The sequence below is a fragment of the Micromonospora sp. WMMD1102 genome, from assembly GCF_029626265.1.
GTDB lineage: Bacteria > Actinomycetota > Actinomycetes > Mycobacteriales > Micromonosporaceae > Plantactinospora.
This window is the reverse complement of sequence record NZ_JARUBN010000001.1, coordinates 3,087,625-3,105,768: the sequence shown is the minus strand read 5'-3', so window position 1 is coordinate 3,105,768 and position 18,144 is coordinate 3,087,625. Positions and strand designations below refer to the sequence as shown.

The window sequence follows — 18,144 nt, the reverse complement described above, 5'->3', positions numbered from 1 at the left end:
ATCCCGGGGACCCGGACGGTGCAACCCGCGCTACCTGCTACTGGTGCTGCCTACTTGGCGCCGGCGGTGATCGGGGCCAGCTTCGGGTCGTTGGCGTACGCCTCGACCACGTTCTTCTTGGTGACGATCAGCGGCTCCAGCAGGTTGGCCGGGACCACCTTGGCACCGTTGTCGTAGGACTCGGTGTCGTTGGTCTTCGCCTCGTTACCGGCCTGGAGGGCCTTGACCATCTCGATGGTCTCCTTCACCAGGTTCCGGGTGTCCTTGTTGATCGTCGAGTACTGCTCGCCAGCCACGATCGACTTGACCGACTCCACCTCGGAGTCCTGCCCGGTGACCACCGGCAGCGGCTTGCCGGCGCCCTTGACCGAGGTCAGGATCGCCCGGGCCAGGGTGTCGTTCGGGGAGAGGACGCCGTCCAGGGTCTTGCTGGTGTAGGTCGAGGTGAGCAGCGAGTCCATCCGCCGCTGGGCGTTCTCCGCCTTCCAGCCGTCGGTGGCGGTCTGCTTGATGTCGGTCTGGCCCGAGCCGACCACCACGTTGCCGGCGTCGATCTCCTTCTTCAGCACGTCCATCGCGCCCTCGAAGAAGACCCCGGAGTTGTTGTCGTCCGGCGAGCCGGAGAAGAGCTCGATGTTGTACGGGCCGTTCGGCTTCTTCGCCTTCATGCCCTCCAGCAGCGCCTGGCCCTGGAGCTGGCCGACCTTGAAGTTGTCGTACGCCACGTAGTAGTCGACGTTCTCGGTGTTCTTGATCAGCCGGTCGTAGGCGATGACGTACGCGCCCGCCTGCTTGGCGGCGTTGACCTGGGTGGTCAGCTGCGCGGCGTCGGTCGCACCGATGACGATCACCTTGGCGCCCTTGGTGACCATCGCCGAGATCTGCGCCTGCTGGTCGGCGACCGTGCTGGTGGCACCGGCGTACTGCACGTCGGAGGTGAAGCCGGCCTCCTTGAGCCCGTTGGTGAACAGGTCACCGGCGAGCACCCAGTTCTCGGAGGTCTTGGCGGGCAGCGCCACGCCGATCAGCGAGTTGGCGGCGAAGCCCTTCTCGGAGCCCGCCTCGCCTCCGCCGTCATCGGAACGCTCGGAGCAGGCCGTGAGGGCCAACAGGGCGATGGCGCCGGCGGCGACACCCCTGGTTAGGAATCTACGCATTGCAGGTTGCCCTTCTTTGCAGGGTGGTGGGGGTGGGGCGGGGGTTTTCCCCGCCCCACCGGCGGTGACCGTCAGCCGGCCACCGGAGTCTTGGCGGGCTCCTGACCCGTCTCGACGCTGGACGCCGGCCCGGCGGGTGGCGCCTCCCGGCGGAACGGGCGGGTCACCGATCCGATGATCGAGAAACGCCCTCGGTTCTTGTTGTAGACATCCAGGGCGACGGCCAGCAGCAGCACCAACCCCTTGATGATCTGGACCCGGTCCGAGCCGACACCCATCAGCTGTAGACCGTTGTTGAGCACCGCCATCACCAGGCCGCCGACGATCGACCCGCTGATGGTGCCGAGGCCGCCGGAGACGGCCGCGCCGCCGATGAAGACCGCGGCGATGGCGTCCAGCTCCCAGCCGATGCCGTCCTGCGGGCCGGAGGCGGCCGACCGGGCGACGAAGATCATGCCGGCCAGCGCGGCCAGGATCGACATGTTCATCATGACCAGGAAGTTGACCCGCTTGAGCTTGACGCCGGAGAGCTCGGCGGCCCGCGCGTTGCCGCCGACCGCGTAGATGTGCCGGCCACCGGCGGTGTTCCGGGTGATGAAGGAGTAGGCCACCACAAGTACGCCGAGGATGATGCCGGAGATCGGGAAGCTGGTGCCGACCCGGCCGCCGGCGAACCGGAAGGCCGCGTAGACCACGACGGCGACCGGGAGCGCGACCCGGATCAACGAGATCCACATCGGGGCGACGTCGGCGTCCATCTCCCGCCGGGTACGCCGCAGCTTCCACTCCCGCAGCACGATGGCCGCCGCGACGAGCAGCCCGAGCAGCAGCGTCAGGTTGTTGTAGCCGGTGTTCGGACCGACCTCCGGCAGGAAGCCGGCGCCGATCTGCCGGAAGCCCTCCGGCACCGGGATCGTGTCGGCGCTGCCGATGAACTGGTTGCCGCCGCGGAACAGCATCATGCCGGCCAGGGTGACGATGAACGCCGGTACCCCGATGTAGGCCACCCAGAAGCCCTGCCAGGCGCCGATCGCGGCGCCGACGAGCAGGCCGAACAGGATCGCCGCCGGCCAGGGCAGCGACCACTCCTGCATCGACTGGGCCACCACGATGCCGACGAAGGCGGCGATCGAGCCGACCGACAGGTCGATGTGGCCGGCGACGATCACCATCAGCATCCCGATGGCCAGGATCAGGATGTACGAGTACTGGCTGACCAGCGAGATCAGGTTGCTCGAGTTCAGCGTCAGCCCGTCGGTCAGGATCTGGAAGAGCAGGACGATCGCCAGCAGCGTGAAGATCATCCCGAACTGCCGGGCGTTGGACGTCGTCCCCGCGAACAGGGACTTCTGGAGTTCCTTTATGCGACTCACCGGATCTGCGCCTTCTTCGCTGAGGTCATCTGCTTCATGAGGAGTTCCGGATCGGCGTCCCGCCGCTCGATGTTGCCGGTGATGGTGCCCTCGAAGACCGTGTAGATGCGGTCGCAGAGGCCGATCAGCTCCGGCAGCTCGGAGGAGATGACGATGACGCCCTTCCCCTGGTCGGCGAGCTGCTGGATGATGCCGTAGATCTCGTACTTGGCGCCGACGTCGATGCCCCGGGTCGGCTCGTCGAGGATCAGCAGGTCAGGGTCGGTGAACATCCACTTGGCCAGTACCACCTTCTGCTGGTTGCCGCCGGAGAGCTTGGTGACGCCCTCGTCGACGTTCGGGGCCTTGACCCGCAGGCTCTTGCGGTAGCTCTCGGCCGCCTGGTATTCGCGTACCGGGTCGACCACCCCGCGATCGGCGATCTTGGAGAGCTTGGCGGAGACCACCGAGGTCTTGATGTCGTCGAGCAGGTTCAGCCCGAGCGACTTGCGGTCCTCGCTGACGTAGGCCAGGCCGTGTGCGATGGCGTCGGCCACCGACTTCAGCACGACCTCCCGGCCGTCCTTGAAGATCTGGCCGCCCTGGTAGACCCCGTACGACCGGCCGAAGATGCTCATCGCCAGCTCGGTACGCCCGGCCCCCATCAGCCCGGCGAAGCCGACGATCTCGCCCCGCCGGACGGTGAAGCTGGAGCCCTTGGCCACCATCCGGTCGGCCGAGATGGGGTGCCGGACGGTCCAGTCCCGCACCTCGAAGAAAACCTCGCCGATCTTGGGCGTGTGGTCGGGGAACCGGCTGGAGAGTTCCCGGCCGACCATCCCCCGGACGATCCGGTCCTCGTCCACCCCGTCCGCCTTGACGTCCAGGGTCTCGATCGTCCGGCCGTCCCGCAGGATGGTGATCGAGTCGGCGATCTGGGCGATCTCGTTCAGCTTGTGCGAGATGATGATCGAGGTGATGCCGCGCTGCTTGAAGCCGCGCAGCAGGTCCAGCAGGTGCTGCGAGTCGGACTCGTTGAGCGCGGCGGTCGGCTCGTCCAGGATGAGCAGCTTGACGTCCTTGGCGAAGGCTTTCGCGATCTCGACGAGCTGCTGCTTTCCGACGCCGATGTCCTTGATCAGCGTGTCCGGGTCCTCCCGCAGCCCGACCCGGGCCATCAGCTCCAGGGCCTGCCGGTTGGCGCTCTTCCAGTCGATCGCGCCGCCGCGCCGGGGCTCGTTGCCGAGGAAGATGTTCTCGGTGATCGACATCCCGGGCACCAGGGCGAGTTCCTGGTGGATGATCACGATGCCGGCCTGCTCGCTGGCCCGGATGTCGGAGAACCGGCTCTCCTCGCCCCGGTACACGATCTGGCCCGAGTAGCTGCCGTACGGGTAGACCCCGCTGAGCACCTTCATCAGGGTCGACTTGCCGGCGCCGTTCTCGCCGGCGATCGCGTGGATCTCGGCGCGCCGGACCACCAGGTTCACGTCGGAGAGCGCCTTGACCCCCGGGAACTCCTTGGTGATCCCACGCATCTCCAGCAACACGGGAGCGTCACTCATCGCCGACGCTCCTCGCTCCGGGCCGGTACGGCCGACCGGCGGGGACGGCCGGGACCGGCCACCCGGTGTCGGGGCGCCAGAGGGAACCGCGCGCGTCCAGCGGCTGGTCGCCGCGCCGCGTCATCAACATCATTGTTGCCTCCGGGCAGGTAGTCAGACCGGCTGACATACTTTTGTTGCCTGGAGGAACTTATTTGAAAGCGAGGAAGTTTCGCAAGATTTCGTGACCTGGTCTTGACAAACTCACAGGATCCCGGCTCATCGGCCGGCACCCGGAGTGCCTGCGGGCATCGACCGTCCGTAACCGGGAACAATCACGAGGTTCGACCGGAGCATACGGAAAAGCGCTGGCTGAAGCCGGAAAGCCCCGCTCGTCCGTTCCCTCCCGCAACCGTCCGCACCGGCCCCGACACGTCCCGAAGTCCGGTCGCCGCCCGCCACGCGCCAACCGGTCACCATCACCCGCTGCCCGCCAGCCGGTGACCGCCGCCGGCCAGCCGGTGACCGCCGGTTCGCGGAGCCCGCCAGGCCCGGATGGTCTCCGATCTCGCCATCCCGCACCGGCCCGGTGTCGGTACGGAGCCGGCCGGTGTAGAGCGCGCCCACGATACGCCCGGCTCCGCCGGAGGCCGCCGCACCGGGGCGCCGCAACGTGCCGCCGGTCACGGCCCACCACCTGCCCGTTCGTGACCGGCAGGGTGTGGTCGTGCGCAGCGGCCCGTCGACCTCGCCATCACCTCCGGGCCTCCATCGTCGCCCGGTCGACCGCGCGCGGGGCGGGCTTCCCCGGTCCCGGCTCGTCGGCGGCAGCCGCTCGGGGCCACGGGCCGGCACCGGGGCTACGGGCCGGCACCGGCCTCCCGCCTCGCCCGCCGCTCCCGCTGCGGCAGCACCGTGTACCTCGGATCCCGGGCGGACGCCACCCCGGCCTCGAAGACCCCGAACCGGGTCAGCAGCGAGGCGGCCAGCAGGGCCGCTCCCGAGAGCGCGGAGAGCGCCCGGTTGCCCCGGGCCAGCAGCGCGCCGGCCGTACCGACGGCCAGCAGCAGCCGCCCGCCCCGGATCAGCCGGGCCGGCCGGCCCGTCCGGTACGGCTCGCCGGTCAACCCCATCCGGTCGATCCGGCGCTCGGCGACCGTCTCGACCAGCGCGCCGGCCACCGCCAGCCGGACCGCCGGGCTGGTCTGGGTGACCGGCGCGGCCACCAGCCCGGCGCCGGCACCGGCGACCAGCGCGCTGCCGGCGAACAGGAACGGCAGATCCGGGTACGCGTCGTGCCAGGCCGGCATCGCGGTGTCGGCGAGCAGCACCCCGGTGTACGTGGCCAGGGCCGGCGCCGTGGCGGCGGCGGCCAGCCCGGCGATCCGGCCGGCCGGTGGCAGCAGCCGGCGGGCCAGCCCGAGCGGACCGTGCCGGGGCAGCGCGGCGGCCACTTCGCTCACCCCGGCCAGTCCGGCCGCCGGCGCGAACGCGGCCAGGATCCAGGTGCCGACCGACATCGGCGAGGTCGGCTTGGCGACCCGCAGCATGTGGTGGAACCGGGCCGGCCGGCCGAGGTCGTTGACCAGCAAGAAGGTGCTCGCCCCGACCGCGCCGAGCGAGACGAGCCGGCCGGCCCGACGCAGTGCCGCCCGCCCGGACAGGTCCGCACCGGCGGCCAGCAGCGCCGATCCGGCGGCCAGTCCGCCGGTGAACAGGTACGCCGGGATGTCCCGTCGCCACACGGGTGCCTTGACCACCGGCCGCCCGTAGTACGAGCTGAACTCCGCCGGCGGGACGACCACCGGTTGCCCGGCGACGACGCCCGGCCCCGCCCCGTTTCCCCGTCCGGCGCCGCGTCGCGGCCCGCCGTCCCACGGCCGTTCGCCGTTGTCTCCCGGCCGCGTCATGCCGTCTCCCCGGGGCGCTCGTCGTGCCCACCCGGCACGCCGGACCGGCCGCCCCCCGGCCCGGTCATGACGGCCGCCCGACGAACGCGGCCACCACGGCGGCGGTCATGGTGAGTGCGGCCAGCCCGGCCCGGCGCCACATCCGCGGCAGGTCGCGGGTGGTCACCACCGGGTCCGGCGGCAGCCCGTACACCTCCGGTTCGTCGAGCAGCAGGAAGAACGCGCCGTCCCCGCCCACCCCGTCGTCCGGGCTGTGGCCGTAGAGCCGGGCCTCGGACACCCCGTCGGCGTGCAGCCGCGCCACCCGGGCACGGGCCCGCTCGCGCAGCTCGTCGAGTTCGCCGTACTGGATCGACTCGGTCGGGCAGGCCTGGGCGCAGGCCGGCATCCGGCCGGCACCGATCCGGTCGTAACACAGGGTGCACTTCCAGGCCCGGCCGTCGTCCCTGCGCTGGTCGATGACGCCGTACGGGCAGGCCGGGATGCAGTAGCCGCAGCCGTTGCAGATGTCCTCCTGCACCACCACGGTGCCGAACTCGGTACGGAACAGCGAACCGGTCGGGCAGACGTCCAGGCAGGCCGCGTGCGTGCAGTGCTTGCAGACGTCCGACATCATCAACCAGCGCAGTTCGGTGCGCCCGCCCCGGTCCTCCTCCCGGCCGGGCAGGTCGGTGCCGGGCATGCCGAGGAACCGCACCCCGTCGGCCATCCGGCCCGCCGGGGCAGGGTCCGGAGCCGGCGCCACACCCGGTTTCGTCCCCTGGTCGGTGCTGGTGCCACCGCCCGCCTCGGCGGTGGCCGGGGCGATCGGCGGCCCGTTCGGGGTACCGGCCATCGGTGCCGACGACTGCCAGCCGACCGGCCGGGGCTGCTCGACGAAGGCGACGTGCCGCCACGAGTTCGCGGTCAGCGCCCCGGTGTTGTCGTACGACATGCCGAGCAGGTCGAGGCCGCTCTCCGGTACCAGGTTCCACTCCTTGCAGGCCACCTCGCAGGCTTTGCAGCCGATGCAGACGCTGGTGTCGGTGAAGAAACCCATCCGGGGCGGCGGGTCGAGGTGACCGGCCTGCTCGGCGGGGTTGACCGGCACCTCCGGGCGTCGCTGGTCGACCATGCTCATCCCTCCGGTCCCGTGTCGCGGCCGCGGCTGTCGTCACCGCTGCCGTCGCGGTTGCCCTCACCGCTGTCGACGCCGCTGTCGTCGTGTCGCGGGGCGGCGGTGGCGACCGGCGGATGGTGCCCGTCCAGACCGGCCCGCCGCCGGTAGTCGGCGAGGTAGTCGAGCAGTTCCGGTCCCCTCGGGCGCCGGCCGGGCCGGATGTCGCAGGTGCCGACCTTGCTCTCCTGGATCAGCACGTTCGGGTCGAGGGTGGCCCCGAACAGGTCGTTCGCCGGCTCGCCCCGGACCAGCCCGACACCGCCGAAGTGGTACGGCAGCCAGAGCTGGTGGATCGTCCGGCCGTCGACGCGCAGCGGGGTCAGCCGGTCGGTCACCATCACCCGGGCCTCGATCAGCCCCCGGCTGGTGACCAGGTGTGCCCAGCCCAGGTGGGTCAACCCACGCTCGACGGCCAACTCCGGCCCGACCTCGACGAACATCTCCGGCTGGAGTTCGGCCAGGTAGCGGACGTTGCGGCTCATCCCGCCCGCCGTGTGGTGCTCGGTGAGCCGGCTGACCGTGAAGACGTACGGGAAGACGTCCGTGTGCGCGTCCGGCGGGCTCGGGTTGGTCGGGTTGTCCGGCCGCTCGTACGTCTTGCGGGTCGGGTTGGACTGCTGGCCGTAGAGCGGGTTGCGGACCGGGGACTCGACCGGTTCGTAGTGGGTCGGCAGCGGCCCGTCCAGCAGCCCGACCGGGGCGTAGAGCCAACCCTTCCCGTCGCCCTGCATGATGAACGGGTCGTCGCCGGCCAGCGCCGCCACCCCGGTCGCGTCCGGGTCGGGCCGGTACGACGGCGGCTTGGTCTTCTCGAAGTCCGGTACGTCGTACCCGGTCCACTCCCCGCGCTCCGGGTCCCACCAGACGTACCGCTTCCGCTCGCTCCACGGGCGGCCCTCCCGGTCGGCGGAGGCCCGGTTGTAGAGGGTCCGCCGGTTGAGCGGCCAGGCCCAGCCCCACTCGGCGGCGACCCAGTTCTGCTCCCCGCCAGGCTTGCGCCGGGCTGCCTGGTTGATCCCCCCGGCGAAGACCCCGGAGTAGATCCAGCAGCCGCCGAGGGTGGAGCCGTCGTCCTTCATCTCCAGGAAGGAGGCGAGCGGCCGGCGGGTCGCCACCTCGTACCCGTTGATCTCCCGCAGCACCGCCTCGGCCTCCGGCTCGGCGTGCGGCCCCTCGGTGGGGTAGTCCCAGGCGAGGTCGAGCAGGGCCCGGTCGCGCGCCCGGGTGGAGCCGGCCAGCTTGCTCCGGACGATCCGGCCCAGGTGGTAGAAGAACCAGAGTTCCGAGCGGCAGTCCCCGGGCGCCTCGACGGCCTTCTCCCGCCACTGCAACAGCCGCTGCGTCTGGGTGAAGCTGCCGGCCTTCTCCACGTGCGAGGCGGCCGGCAGGAAGAAGACCTCGGTACGGCACCGTTCCGGGGCGATCTCGCCGGTCTCCACCTCCCGGCTGTCCTTCCAGAACGTCGCACTCTCGATCATGAAGAGGTCGCGTACCACCAGCCAGTCCAGGTTGGCCAGGCCGAGCCGCTGTGCGCGGGCGTGCGCCGAGCCGACGGCCGGGTTCTGGCCGAGCAGGAAGTAACCCTTGACCTTGCCGTCGATCATGTTGAAGACGGTCTGGTACGTGCCGTGGTCGCCGGTCATCCGCGGCAGGTAGTCGTAGCAGAAGTCGTTGTCCGGGGTGGCCGCCGCACCCCAGTACGCCTTGAGCAGGTTGGCCGCGTACGCCCGGGCGTTGCCCCAGAAGCCCTTCTGACCGGGGTGCTTGATGCTGTCGCACCACTTCTCGAAGGTCGGGTGCTGGGCGTGGTTCGGCATCGGCAGATAGCCGGGGAGCAGATTGAACAGGGTGGGGATGTCGGTCGACCCCTGGATGCTGGCGTGCCCGCGCAGCGCGAGTACGCCGCCGCCGGGCCGGCCCATGTTGCCGAGCAGGAGCTGGATGATCGCCCCGGTCCGGATGTACTGCACCCCGACGGTGTGCTGGGTCCAGCCGACCGAGTAGACGAGCATCGTGGTCCGGTCCCGGTTGGAGTTCGCCACCCAGGCCCGGGCCACCTCCTCGAACTTCTCCCGGGGCACCCCGCAGACCCGCTCGACCAGCTCCGGGGTGTAGCGGGCGTAGTGCCGCCGGAGGATCTGGTAGACGCAGCGCGGGTGCCGGAGGGTCTCGTCCCGTTCGGTCCGGCCGCCGACCGGTGCGCCGTGCGACTCGTGCCGCAGCCCGGCGGCGGTCTCCCGCTCGATGGCGGTGTCGTTCCCGCCCTCGGGCTCGTGCCCGGCGTACTGCCAGCTCGTCTGGTCGTAGCTGGTCCGGTCGGCGTCGTACCCGGAGAAGAGCCCGTCGAGGTCCTCGGTGTCCCGGAAGTCCTCGCTGACGATGGTGGCCGCGTTGGTGTAGGCGACCACGTACTCCCGGAAGTCCAGCTCGTTGTCGAGGATGTACCGGACGATGCCGCCGAGGAAGGCGATGTCGCTGCCGGCCCGGATCGGGACGTAGCTGTCGGCGAGCGCACTGGTCCGGGTGAACCGGGGGTCGACGTGGAAGACCTTGGCGCCGCGCCGCTTCGCCTCCATCACCCACTGGAAGCCGACCGGGTGCGCCTCGGCCATGTTCGAGCCCTGGATGATCACGCAGTCACTGTTGACCAGATCCTGCTGGAAGACCGTCGCGCCACCGCGACCGAAGCTGGTCCCCAGACCGGGGACGGTGGCGGAGTGTCAAATCCGGGCCTGGTTCTCGATCTGGATCGCCCCCATCGCGGTGAACAGCTTCTTGATGAGGTAGTTCTCCTCGTTGTCCAGGGTGGCCCCGCCCAGGCTGGCGATCCCGAGGGTACGGTTCAGCGGCCGGCCCTGGTCGTCGACGTCCTCCCAGGTGGCGTCCCGGGCGGCGAGCACCCGGTCGGCGATCATGTCCATCGCGGTCGGCAGGTCCAGCTCTTCCCACTCGGTGCCGTACGGCCGGCGGTAGAGCACCCGCTGCTGGCGCAGCTCGCTGGTGACCAGGTTCTTGCTGGCGGCGCCCTTGGGGCAGAGCCGACCCCGGGAGATCGGACTGTCCGGGTCTCCCTCGATCTGGCTGACCTTGCCGCCCGCGACGTAGACCCGCTGCCCGCAGCCGACGGCGCAGTACGGGCAGACGGACCGGGCGACCGAGTCGGCGGTGTCGGTCCGCGGGGTCAGCTCGGCGGACCTGCCGGACTTCGCGGCGGCACCCCGGCCGAGCGGGTCGGAACCGGTGAGCTGGCGGTAGACCGGCCAGCCCTCGACGAAGGTGCGGATGCCCATGAGCTGCGCACCTCCTCCAGCTGACGACGTCGGTGCCCGACCCGAGGGTAGGGCAGCCAGACGGTGCCCGGCAGGACAGCGCCGAAACCCGGCCGGGCCGGAAATCCGCCGAGAATCTTTTTTGCCGCCGGGCCGGTGCCGATGGTCGGGCCTCCGGGCTGCGGAAACAGGACGAAGAGTCACAAAAGCCAGGACTCAAAGAGGGATGATCATGACAGCGGAGGGCGATCAGGGCAGTACCCTAACGCGATGTCTGTCGATCAATCCACCGAGACCGGATCGGATTCCATCCCCCGGATCGACTTCGACCACCACTCCCCCGAGTACCGCGCCAACTGGCGGACCCTTTCCGACGACCATCTCGCCCGCTGCCCGGTCGCCCGGAGCGACGCGTACGGCGGCTTCTGGGTGGTCTCCGACCATGCCGCCGTCAGCCAGGTGATGCGGGACGACGCCACGTTCAGTTCGGGTAGGAACACCGAGGACCCGTCCGACCCGAAGCAGGGCATCGTCATCCCGCCCAACCCGATCCGCCAGATTCCGCTGGAGCTGGACCCGCCGGAGTACAACCCGTACCGGCGCGTCCTCAGCCCGTACTTCTCCCCGACCTCGGCCCGCGACTCGCTACCCTTCGCCGAACAGGCCGCCGACGCCCTGCTCGACCGGGTCTGCGCGAGCGGCCGGATCGACCTCGTCCTGGACTACGGCAACCCGCTGCCGGCGCTGGCCACGATGAAGCTGATCGGGCTGCCGCTCGACGACTGGCAGACGTACGCCGGGCCGATGCACCGGGTGGCGGCGTCACCGCCCAGCGACCCCGACTACCAGCACAACCTCCAGATCATGGGCCAGCTCGGTGGCGCCATCGCCGCCGAGGTGCCGAGGCTGCGCACGGAGCCGGGTGACGGGCTGCTCAGCGGGCTGGCCAAGGCCACCATCGACGGCGAACCGATGCCGGTCGAGGACGTGGTGACCACCGCGCTGCTGGTGATCCAGGGCGGCCTGCACACCACCACCGCACTCTTCGCGCACACCATGCTGTGGCTGGCCGACCACCCGGAGCACCGGGAGATGCTGCTGGCCGACCCGTCGCTGTGGGAGCACGCGACCGAGGAGTTCCTCCGGGTCTTCCCACCCGCGATGGGCTTCGCCCGGACGGTCACCCGGGACGTGGTGGTCGGCGGCCAGCAGATGCGGGCCGGCGACCGGGTGATGATGTCGTTCGCGGCCGCCAACCGCGACCCGGCGGTCTTCCCCGACCCCGACGAGGTACGGCTGGACCGCTCCCCCAACCGGCACACCAGCTTCGGGCTCGGCATCCACCGCTGCATCGGGCTGAACCACGCCCGGGGCTGGTTCCCGGCGATGGTCCGCCGGGTGTACGAGCGGATGCCGGACATCACGATCGACCGGGACGCCACGAAGCAGAACGAGAGCGTCGGCGTGATCAACGGCTTCGTCAGCATGCCGGCGACCTTCACGCCCAGCGAACCACTCGGCGCGGCCATGCCGGACTGACCCACGACCACGCCGAGATCGTCGGCGAATGGGAGGGGACACCGACGAACGTCGCCCCGGATGAGCATGACGAGATCCGCTGGTTCCGGCCGGAGGAGCTGCCTACGCTCGCCCACGAACCCGTAGGCACGGCGTTGGTGAAAGCCATGCGGGGCGCTCGCGCCTGAACGTCGGCGCGTCGTCTCGTCGGCGGGTCCGGACGCCGCCGGACGGGGTTCGAGGAACCAGCACCGCGGCAGTCGCCCTCGGCCTACGGTCAGGGGCGTGCACGACGTGACGGCGAGCCGATGAGCAACACCCGGATGTACCGGGACGGAGCCCTCGTCGACCAGGGATTCCCGGTGCACGAGGTCGGCGACCGGCTGGCCGCCGACGAGCGGGTGGTGGTCTGGCTCGACATCTGCCCGCCGACCGAGGACGACCTGCGGCTGCTCGCCGAGGAACTCGGGATGCACGAGCTGGCGCTCGAGGACGTCGTCCAGCAGGCGCAGCGGGCGAAGCTCGACAGGTACGACACGCATCTGTTCCTGAACACCTACATGGTGCGGCTGGACGCGGCCGGCGGGCTGACCGACGACGAGGTGTCGGCGTTCGTCAAACCCCGGGCCCTGGTGACGGTCCGCTACACCGACCGGTTCGACCTCCGGCCGCTGCTCACCCGCTGGGACGAGAGCGTCGAACTCGCCCGACACGGCGTCGCGTTCCTGCTCTACGGCCTGCTCGACACCCTGATCGACGGCCACTTCTCCGCGGTGCAGCAGCTCGACGCCACCCTGGAGCGGGTGCAGGGCGCGATGTTCGAGCCCGGTGGGATGCACCGTAACGAGGTGCAGCGACTGATCTTCCTCGCCCGGCGTGACCTGGTCCGGCTGCGCCAGGTCACGCTGCCGATGCGCGAGGTGGTGAACGCCCTGATGCGCCCCACCATGCACACCGTCGACCAGGAGATGCTGCCGTACTACCAGAACCTCTACGACCACGTGCTGCGGGTGATCGAGTGGAGCGACTCGCTGCGCGACCTGAACGCGACGATGCTCGAGACGAACCTGATGTTGCAGAACAACCAGCTCAACCTGATCGTCAAGCAGGTGACGGCGTGGGCGGCGGTGATCGCCGTACCGACGGCGGTGACCGGGTTCTTCGGGCAGAACCTCGCCTTCCCGTGGCGGCACACCCCCGGAGAGTTCATCGTCTCGCTGGTAGTGACGTTCGGGCTGGCGATCGCCCTGTACGTGGTGTTCCACCGGAAGAGCTGGATCTGATCCACCTCGGGGAGCGGAGGCCGGCGGGTGGCCGGACCTCCCCTCCCCGACGCGGCTGTCGCGGTCGCGCGGACCAGGTCAGCGGGACGACCAGAGGTCCTGCACGATGTCGGCGGCCTGGTCCTCCCACTGCGCGTACGCGTACGGGTACGCCGACACCTGCACCGCCTGGGCGGCGTCGGTCAGCGGCAGCTTCCACCAGCTGTCGACCTGCCGGAGCCCGTTGAAGAACGCGGCGGAGGAGTAGTCGGGATCCCGGATCTGGTCCGGCGATCCCCAACCGGACGACGGCCGCTGCTGGAACAGCCCGAGCGAGTCGTGGTCGTTCCACTGGCCCAGGTGGCCGAGGTTGCGCAGCTTCGACTCCTGGAGCGAGGTGGCCACGCCGATCACCGCGCCCCGCTGGCCCATGTCCAGCTTCCGGGCCGCCCGGACGATCTCCCGGGCGTTCTCCCGCTGCTCGTCGTCGAGGTCGATCCGCGACTGGTAGCCCTGCACGCCGTACGGGACCAGCTTGTCCCGGGACGCCTTGTCGGCGGAGTTACCGCTGTCGGCGGGGCGGTTACGCTGCTGCGAGTCGTCGCTCCCCGTCGACTGGGCGGCGGCCGTCGGCTGCACGCCCGGGTCGCCGAAGGCGGCGACCGTGCCGGCCGGGCCGGCCACGGCCGCGCAGGCGGCCGCGCAGGTGAGGCCCGCCACGGCCAACGCGGACCTGCGGGCGATCGGGGTCTCCGCGACGGCCGGCAGCCGACGCGTCAACGGATGTGCGGCGACGGCGGGAAGCCACCGCGTGCGAGCGGTCTCCACGACGGCGGGAAGCCGTCGTCCGAAGATCGGATTCATGGTTGCCCTTTCGTCTGGATTCCGGGAGGCACCGCACGGTTCCGGGACGCTCGCCCCGGCGCGCGGAGAGGTACGCCCGCGGTCCAGGGGGCTGAGCCCGCAGGCGTACCGAGATGAACAACCAGCCGGACCCTTCCGGCATTCCGGATTTGCCGGCTAGCTGAGTGGTGAAATCGGGTACGGACGATCCGTACCGGTCGACTTCCGGCTACCCTGAGCGCATGCAGTACGCCGCAGCGGTCGGAACCGGCGTGGTCCACCTGGCCCGCCCGGGCCGGCCTGCCGTGGTGACGCCGACCGTGGCCGAGCTGACCGGCCCGACCCGGGGCACTGTGATACTGCCGCTAAGGCTGATGTGGGGCCCGGAGCGCGACTTCGACCTGGACGACCCGGACCAGCTGCTCTGGATGTACGAGAACGTCCTGCGCGAAGCCGTCCGCTCCGACGACCTGCGCCGCTTCCTCAACGGCTCGATGCTCCGCCGGCTCTGGCCGGCGCTGAACCTGCCGCGCGGGGTGCGGGCGGCATGGGAACGGCGGCACCCGTCGCTGGCCGCCGCCGATCGCCGGGCGGCATGACCACCACCCATCTCGACGACTTCTACCGCCAGGTCGCCCGGGTAGCCCTCTCCGTCGCCGACAAGCACGGCTTCGTGCTCGGCGGCGGGGTGGCCTGGGCGGCGCACGGGCTGGTCTCCCGGCCGACCGAGGACGTCGACCTCTTCGCCGACACCGACGGCGCGGCGGCCAGCGCCGAGGCCGAGGTCCGGGCCGCCCTGGAGACCGCCGGGTTCAGCGTCGTCGACGAGGACCCGTCCGGCGACCTGGCCGGGCTGTTCAGCGGCTTCGAGCTGGACATGAAGGACTTCCTGGTCGGTCGCGGCGGGCGTCGGCTGCGGCTGAGCCTCGGCCGGTTGGACCGGCACCGCAGCCCGGTGGTGATGGACCTCGGGCCGGTGATGCACGTCCAGGACCTGGTGGCCAGCAAGACGGCCGCGCTGGTCACCCGCCGCGAGGTCCGTGACTACATCGACGTCGCGGCGGCACTCGACCGGTACGCCGTGGCCGACCTGATCCGGCTAGCCGTCGAGTACGACCCGGCGATCGAGCCGGACGACATCGCCGCGGCCGGCCGCTACCTGGATCGGCTCCCCGACCAGCGGTTCGCCCGGTACGGACGGGACGCGGGGCAGGTCCGGGCAATCCGCGTCAAGCTGGCCGGCTGGCCCCGCTGAAGCACCCGCGTGCCGGCCTCGGCGTGGGCAGCTGCGTCGACCTGCCCGGCAAGACCACGCCGACGGCCGGACCCTCGGGGGATCCGGCCGTCGGTTGCGTGCTGTTTAGCTGTTGTTCCAGGCTTCGGCGACGAGGTCGGCTGCCTGGTCCTCCCACTGCGCGTACGCCTGCGGGAACGCCGACACCTGTACCTTCTGCGCCGCCACGGTCAACGGCAGATCCCGCCAACCATCAACCTGCGCCAGACCCTTCAGGAACGCGGTCGTCGCATACTCCGGATCGGTGATCTGCTCCACCGAACCCCAACCCGACGACGGACGCTGCTGGAACAGCCCCTGCGAGTCATGGTCGTTGCGGTCACCCAGATGACCCAGGTTCTCCAACTTCGACTCCTGCAGCGAGGTACCCACCGCGATCACCGCGGCACGCTCGTCCATCCCCGCCTTCTTCGTCGCCTTGACAATCGCCCGCACGTTGTCAGCCTGCTCGGCCGACAGCGGAATCCGCGACTGCTCACCGGACACACCATGCGGCACGAGGCGGTCCCGCGACGGCTTACCCTTACGATCCTTCTTCCTGTCACCCTTGTCGCTCTTCTTGTCACCCTTGTCGCCCTTGTGGTCCTTGTCGTTCTTGTGGTCCTTGTCGGCCAGTACCGACTGCGACACCGGCGAACCCACATGCTCCGGGCTGGCCTGCGCGGCCACGGCCGGGCCGGCAACAGCACCACCGACGAACGCCAGACCAGCAACACCGAGGGCACCCTTACGAACGATCGACGTCTTCTCGACGGCCGGAAGCCACCGGCTGAACAGCATCGTGTTCATGATGGTCGTCCTTCCAATCGGGGATGAGACACCCGCCAAAGGGGGGACGGCAGGCGCCATCGGAAAAACAGAACTCAAGACTTGGCTCGGCCGGGCTACCAGCACCCGCGGGGGACACGGCGCGGTCCGCACTCAGCCGAACACCGTATGTAACGACCGGGGGGCCGGGATCATTCCCGCCAGCCCAGCTATCTGCCCAGGTCACGGGCGGTACTACTCGGCCGTACGCGTAATGTAACGACCGACCCCCCGCCAACATTCCACCCCGGCCAAGCCGATCACGGGCCGGTCGACTGGAGCGACGATTGTCCGGTTTCGGCCGCGACAGCCGCAGTCAGGGTGGCGACCGTCGCGGATCCGCCGTCGCGAGGTCGCAACAGTTCCGTCCGGTGCACCAGACGCGGGGCGGTCAGCGGCACCGGCGCCACACGGGCCCGGTCGGGCACGGCCGACCAGGGCAGTACCGCCAGGCCGTGCCCGGCGGCGACCAGGGCCACCAGCGCGGCGACATCGGTGCCTTCGTAACGGACCGACGGCCGTGGGGCGTCCGACCGGGCGACGGCGCGCAGGTCCGGCAGCGGGGCGGCCACGCCGGGTGCGTCGATCCACCTGGCATCGAGGAGATCGTCCAGCGGAAGCCCGGTGCGTCGGGCCAGCGGATGGCCGTCCGGCAGCACGACGACGAGCGGCTGCTCGGTGATCCCGACGCCGCCGAGGACCTCCGGCCCGTAGCCGAGCGCGCCCGATTCGAGCAGGCGTAACGGATCGCTGGGCGCGACCACTCCGTCGACCAGCACGGCGGCGTACTCGCCGGTGGCGAAGCCGGCGACCACCGAGTCCCGGTCGGCCACCCGCACGGTCACGTCCAGGCCGGGTCGGGCCCGGCGGACGACGGCGAGCGCGTCCGCCACCCGGACGGTCGCGGCCAGCGGGGTCATGCCGAGGCGCAGGGGCGCCGCCGGATCCAGGGCGGCACGCCGTACGTCGTCGCGGGCCAGGTCGAGTCGCAGCAGGATCGGGCCGGCGTGTTCGAGCAGCCGCTCCCCCGCCTCTGTCGGTGCCACCGGCCGACGGTGTAGCAGGGTGGTGCCGAGGTCACCCTCCAACGCGGCGACGTGCTGCGAGACGGCGGACTGGGTGTAGCCGAGCCGCCGGGCGGCCGCCGAGAACGAGCGACAGTCGGCGACCGCCACGAAGGTGCGCAGGAGGTGCGGGTCCACGCATCAGTATTGCTTATCGGACCGACACTGATCATCGTTGGTGCTGTTCGGGTTCGGTGGTCACGATGAGGGCATGCCCGAGACCGGTACCGCCTTCACCGCCCGGGTCGCCGAAGGCGGCGACCGTTCTCCACACGTCCGCGCGCACGCCCGCATTCCCGCCCTCCTCGACGCGCTGCGGCTGCGGGACCGGCTCGACCTGGACCTGTACTGGATCCCGACGCCCGACGGGGCGGACCCCGCCGTACTGGCTGGCTTCGACGGGATCTGGCTCACCCCGGACAGCCCCTACCGGAGTGAGACCGGTGCGCTCGCCGCCGTCCGTACCGCCCGGGAGCACGGCATTCCGTTCCTCGGTACCTGTGGCGGGTTCCAGCACGCCCTGCTCGAGTACGCACGCAACGTCTGCGGGCTGTCCCGGGCGGCACACGCCGAGAACAGCCCGGGAGCGACCGGCGAGCTGCTGATCGAGCCGCTGGCCTGCTCGCTCGCCGGGCGGGAGGGGGCGGTGCGGATCGCTCCCGGCTCGCTTGCCGAACGGGTACTCGGTGCCGGTCGCACTGTCGAGCGTTACCAGTGCTCCTACGGGTTGAATCCGTCCTATCTGGAGGTGCTGCGGCAGCACGGCCTGCGGCTGACCGGCTTCGACGACTCCGGCGACGTACGCGTCGCCGAGCTGCCGGAGCACCCGTTCTTCCTCTGCACCCTGTTCCAACCCGAACTCGCCGGGGACGGCACCGTCGCGCACCCGGTGATCCGCGCCTTCGCCACCGCCGCCGCCGCACCCGCCGGGCGGCACTCCCCGGTCTCTGCGCCCTGACTCGACG

Annotated in this window: 14 protein-coding genes; 5 read left to right on the top strand and 9 right to left on the bottom strand. The window is 70.7% G+C overall.

Annotated elements, in window-relative coordinates:
• Positions 1-50: 50 nt before the first annotated feature.
• The 6 genes from O7626_RS13800 to fdh form a co-directional block, all read right to left on the bottom strand.
• A complete protein-coding gene (locus O7626_RS13800; RefSeq protein WP_278061572.1) occupies positions 51-1,157 on the bottom strand; it encodes a sugar-binding protein in 1,107 nt (368 codons plus the stop codon).
• Between the two features lie 71 nt (positions 1,158-1,228).
• Positions 1,229-2,530, bottom strand: a complete 1,302-nt coding sequence (mmsB, locus tag O7626_RS13795; RefSeq protein ID WP_278061571.1) for a multiple monosaccharide ABC transporter permease — start codon at positions 2,528-2,530, stop codon at positions 1,229-1,231.
• On the bottom strand, positions 2,527-4,074 hold the full coding sequence (gene mmsA / locus O7626_RS13790) for a multiple monosaccharide ABC transporter ATP-binding protein (RefSeq protein ID WP_278061570.1): 1,548 nt from the start codon (positions 4,072-4,074) through the stop codon (positions 2,527-2,529). Before mmsA ends, mmsB begins: the two co-directional genes overlap by 4 nt.
• Before the next feature lie 839 nt (positions 4,075-4,913).
• The gene (gene nrfD, locus O7626_RS13785) at positions 4,914-5,963 is read right to left on the bottom strand and encodes an NrfD/PsrC family molybdoenzyme membrane anchor subunit (RefSeq protein WP_278061569.1); all 1,050 of its coding nucleotides are present in this window, start codon (positions 5,961-5,963) and stop codon (positions 4,914-4,916) included.
• Between the two features lie 64 nt (positions 5,964-6,027).
• On the bottom strand, positions 6,028-7,077 hold the full coding sequence (locus O7626_RS13780; RefSeq protein ID WP_278066147.1) for a 4Fe-4S dicluster domain-containing protein: 1,050 nt from the start codon (positions 7,075-7,077) through the stop codon (positions 6,028-6,030).
• Between the two features lie 2 nt (positions 7,078-7,079).
• Entirely contained in the window at positions 7,080-10,412 is a 3,333-nt protein-coding gene (gene fdh, locus O7626_RS13775) for a formate dehydrogenase (RefSeq protein WP_278061568.1), read from the bottom strand.
• Positions 10,413-10,661: 249 nt separating this feature from the next.
• On the opposite strand from fdh, the gene O7626_RS13770 reads away from it, so the two are divergent.
• Both O7626_RS13770 and O7626_RS13765 read left to right on the top strand, forming a co-directional pair.
• Positions 10,662-11,930 (top strand): cytochrome P450, encoded by a 1,269-nt coding sequence (locus O7626_RS13770; RefSeq protein WP_278061567.1) that lies wholly within the window; start codon positions 10,662-10,664, stop codon positions 11,928-11,930.
• 287 nt (positions 11,931-12,217) lie between these two features.
• Entirely contained in the window at positions 12,218-13,192 is a 975-nt protein-coding gene (locus tag O7626_RS13765) for a magnesium transporter CorA family protein (RefSeq protein WP_278061566.1), read from the top strand.
• Between the two features lie 78 nt (positions 13,193-13,270).
• On the opposite strand, the gene O7626_RS13760 is transcribed toward O7626_RS13765, so the two are convergent.
• A complete protein-coding gene (locus O7626_RS13760; protein WP_347404857.1) occupies positions 13,271-13,999 on the bottom strand; it encodes a hypothetical protein in 729 nt (242 codons plus the stop codon).
• Between the two features lie 257 nt (positions 14,000-14,256).
• On the opposite strand from O7626_RS13760, the gene O7626_RS13755 reads away from it, so the two are divergent.
• A complete protein-coding gene (locus O7626_RS13755) occupies positions 14,257-14,613 on the top strand; it encodes a hypothetical protein (RefSeq protein ID WP_278061564.1) in 357 nt (118 codons plus the stop codon).
• On the top strand, positions 14,610-15,269 hold the full coding sequence (locus O7626_RS13750) for a nucleotidyl transferase AbiEii/AbiGii toxin family protein (protein ID WP_278061563.1): 660 nt from the start codon (positions 14,610-14,612) through the stop codon (positions 15,267-15,269). The genes O7626_RS13755 and O7626_RS13750 overlap by 4 nt, the downstream gene beginning before the upstream one ends.
• A 105-nt stretch (positions 15,270-15,374) precedes the next feature.
• On the opposite strand, the gene O7626_RS13745 is transcribed toward O7626_RS13750, so the two are convergent.
• Together O7626_RS13745 and O7626_RS13740 are read right to left on the bottom strand one after the other, a co-directional pair.
• Positions 15,375-16,097: a hypothetical protein gene (locus O7626_RS13745; RefSeq protein WP_278061562.1), complete on the bottom strand. Its 723-nt coding sequence runs from the start codon at positions 16,095-16,097 to the stop codon at positions 15,375-15,377.
• Positions 16,098-16,375: 278 nt separating this feature from the next.
• Positions 16,376-17,317, bottom strand: coding sequence for a LysR family transcriptional regulator (locus O7626_RS13740; protein ID WP_278061561.1), 942 nt, complete (start codon positions 17,315-17,317; stop codon positions 16,376-16,378).
• A 73-nt stretch (positions 17,318-17,390) separates the two neighbouring features.
• Between O7626_RS13740 and O7626_RS13735 the strand changes: the two genes are divergently transcribed.
• On the top strand, positions 17,391-18,137 hold the full coding sequence (locus O7626_RS13735) for a hypothetical protein (RefSeq protein WP_278061560.1): 747 nt from the start codon (positions 17,391-17,393) through the stop codon (positions 18,135-18,137).
• Positions 18,138-18,144 lie beyond the last annotated feature (7 nt).

Bases quoted from the DNA above. Each gene is read 5' to 3' on its own strand.
- O7626_RS13800 (WP_278061572.1), bottom strand. From the start codon at position 1,157: ATGCGTAGATTCCTAACCAGGGGTGTCGCCGCCGGCGCCATCGCCCTG.
- mmsA (WP_278061570.1), bottom strand. From the start codon at position 4,074: ATGAGTGACGCTCCCGTGTTGCTGGAGATGCGTGGGATCACCAAGGAG.
- nrfD (WP_278061569.1), bottom strand. From the start codon at position 5,963: ATGACGCGGCCGGGAGACAACGGCGAACGGCCGTGGGACGGCGGGCCG.
- O7626_RS13780 (WP_278066147.1), bottom strand. From the start codon at position 7,077: ATGGTCGACCAGCGACGCCCGGAGGTGCCGGTCAACCCCGCCGAGCAG.
- O7626_RS13770 (WP_278061567.1), top strand. From the start codon at position 10,662: ATGTCTGTCGATCAATCCACCGAGACCGGATCGGATTCCATCCCCCGG.
- O7626_RS13765 (WP_278061566.1), top strand. From the start codon at position 12,218: ATGAGCAACACCCGGATGTACCGGGACGGAGCCCTCGTCGACCAGGGA.
- O7626_RS13755 (WP_278061564.1), top strand. From the start codon at position 14,257: ATGCAGTACGCCGCAGCGGTCGGAACCGGCGTGGTCCACCTGGCCCGC.
- O7626_RS13750 (WP_278061563.1), top strand. From the start codon at position 14,610: ATGACCACCACCCATCTCGACGACTTCTACCGCCAGGTCGCCCGGGTA.
- O7626_RS13745 (WP_278061562.1), bottom strand. From the start codon at position 16,097: ATGAACACGATGCTGTTCAGCCGGTGGCTTCCGGCCGTCGAGAAGACG.
- O7626_RS13735 (WP_278061560.1), top strand. From the start codon at position 17,391: ATGCCCGAGACCGGTACCGCCTTCACCGCCCGGGTCGCCGAAGGCGGC.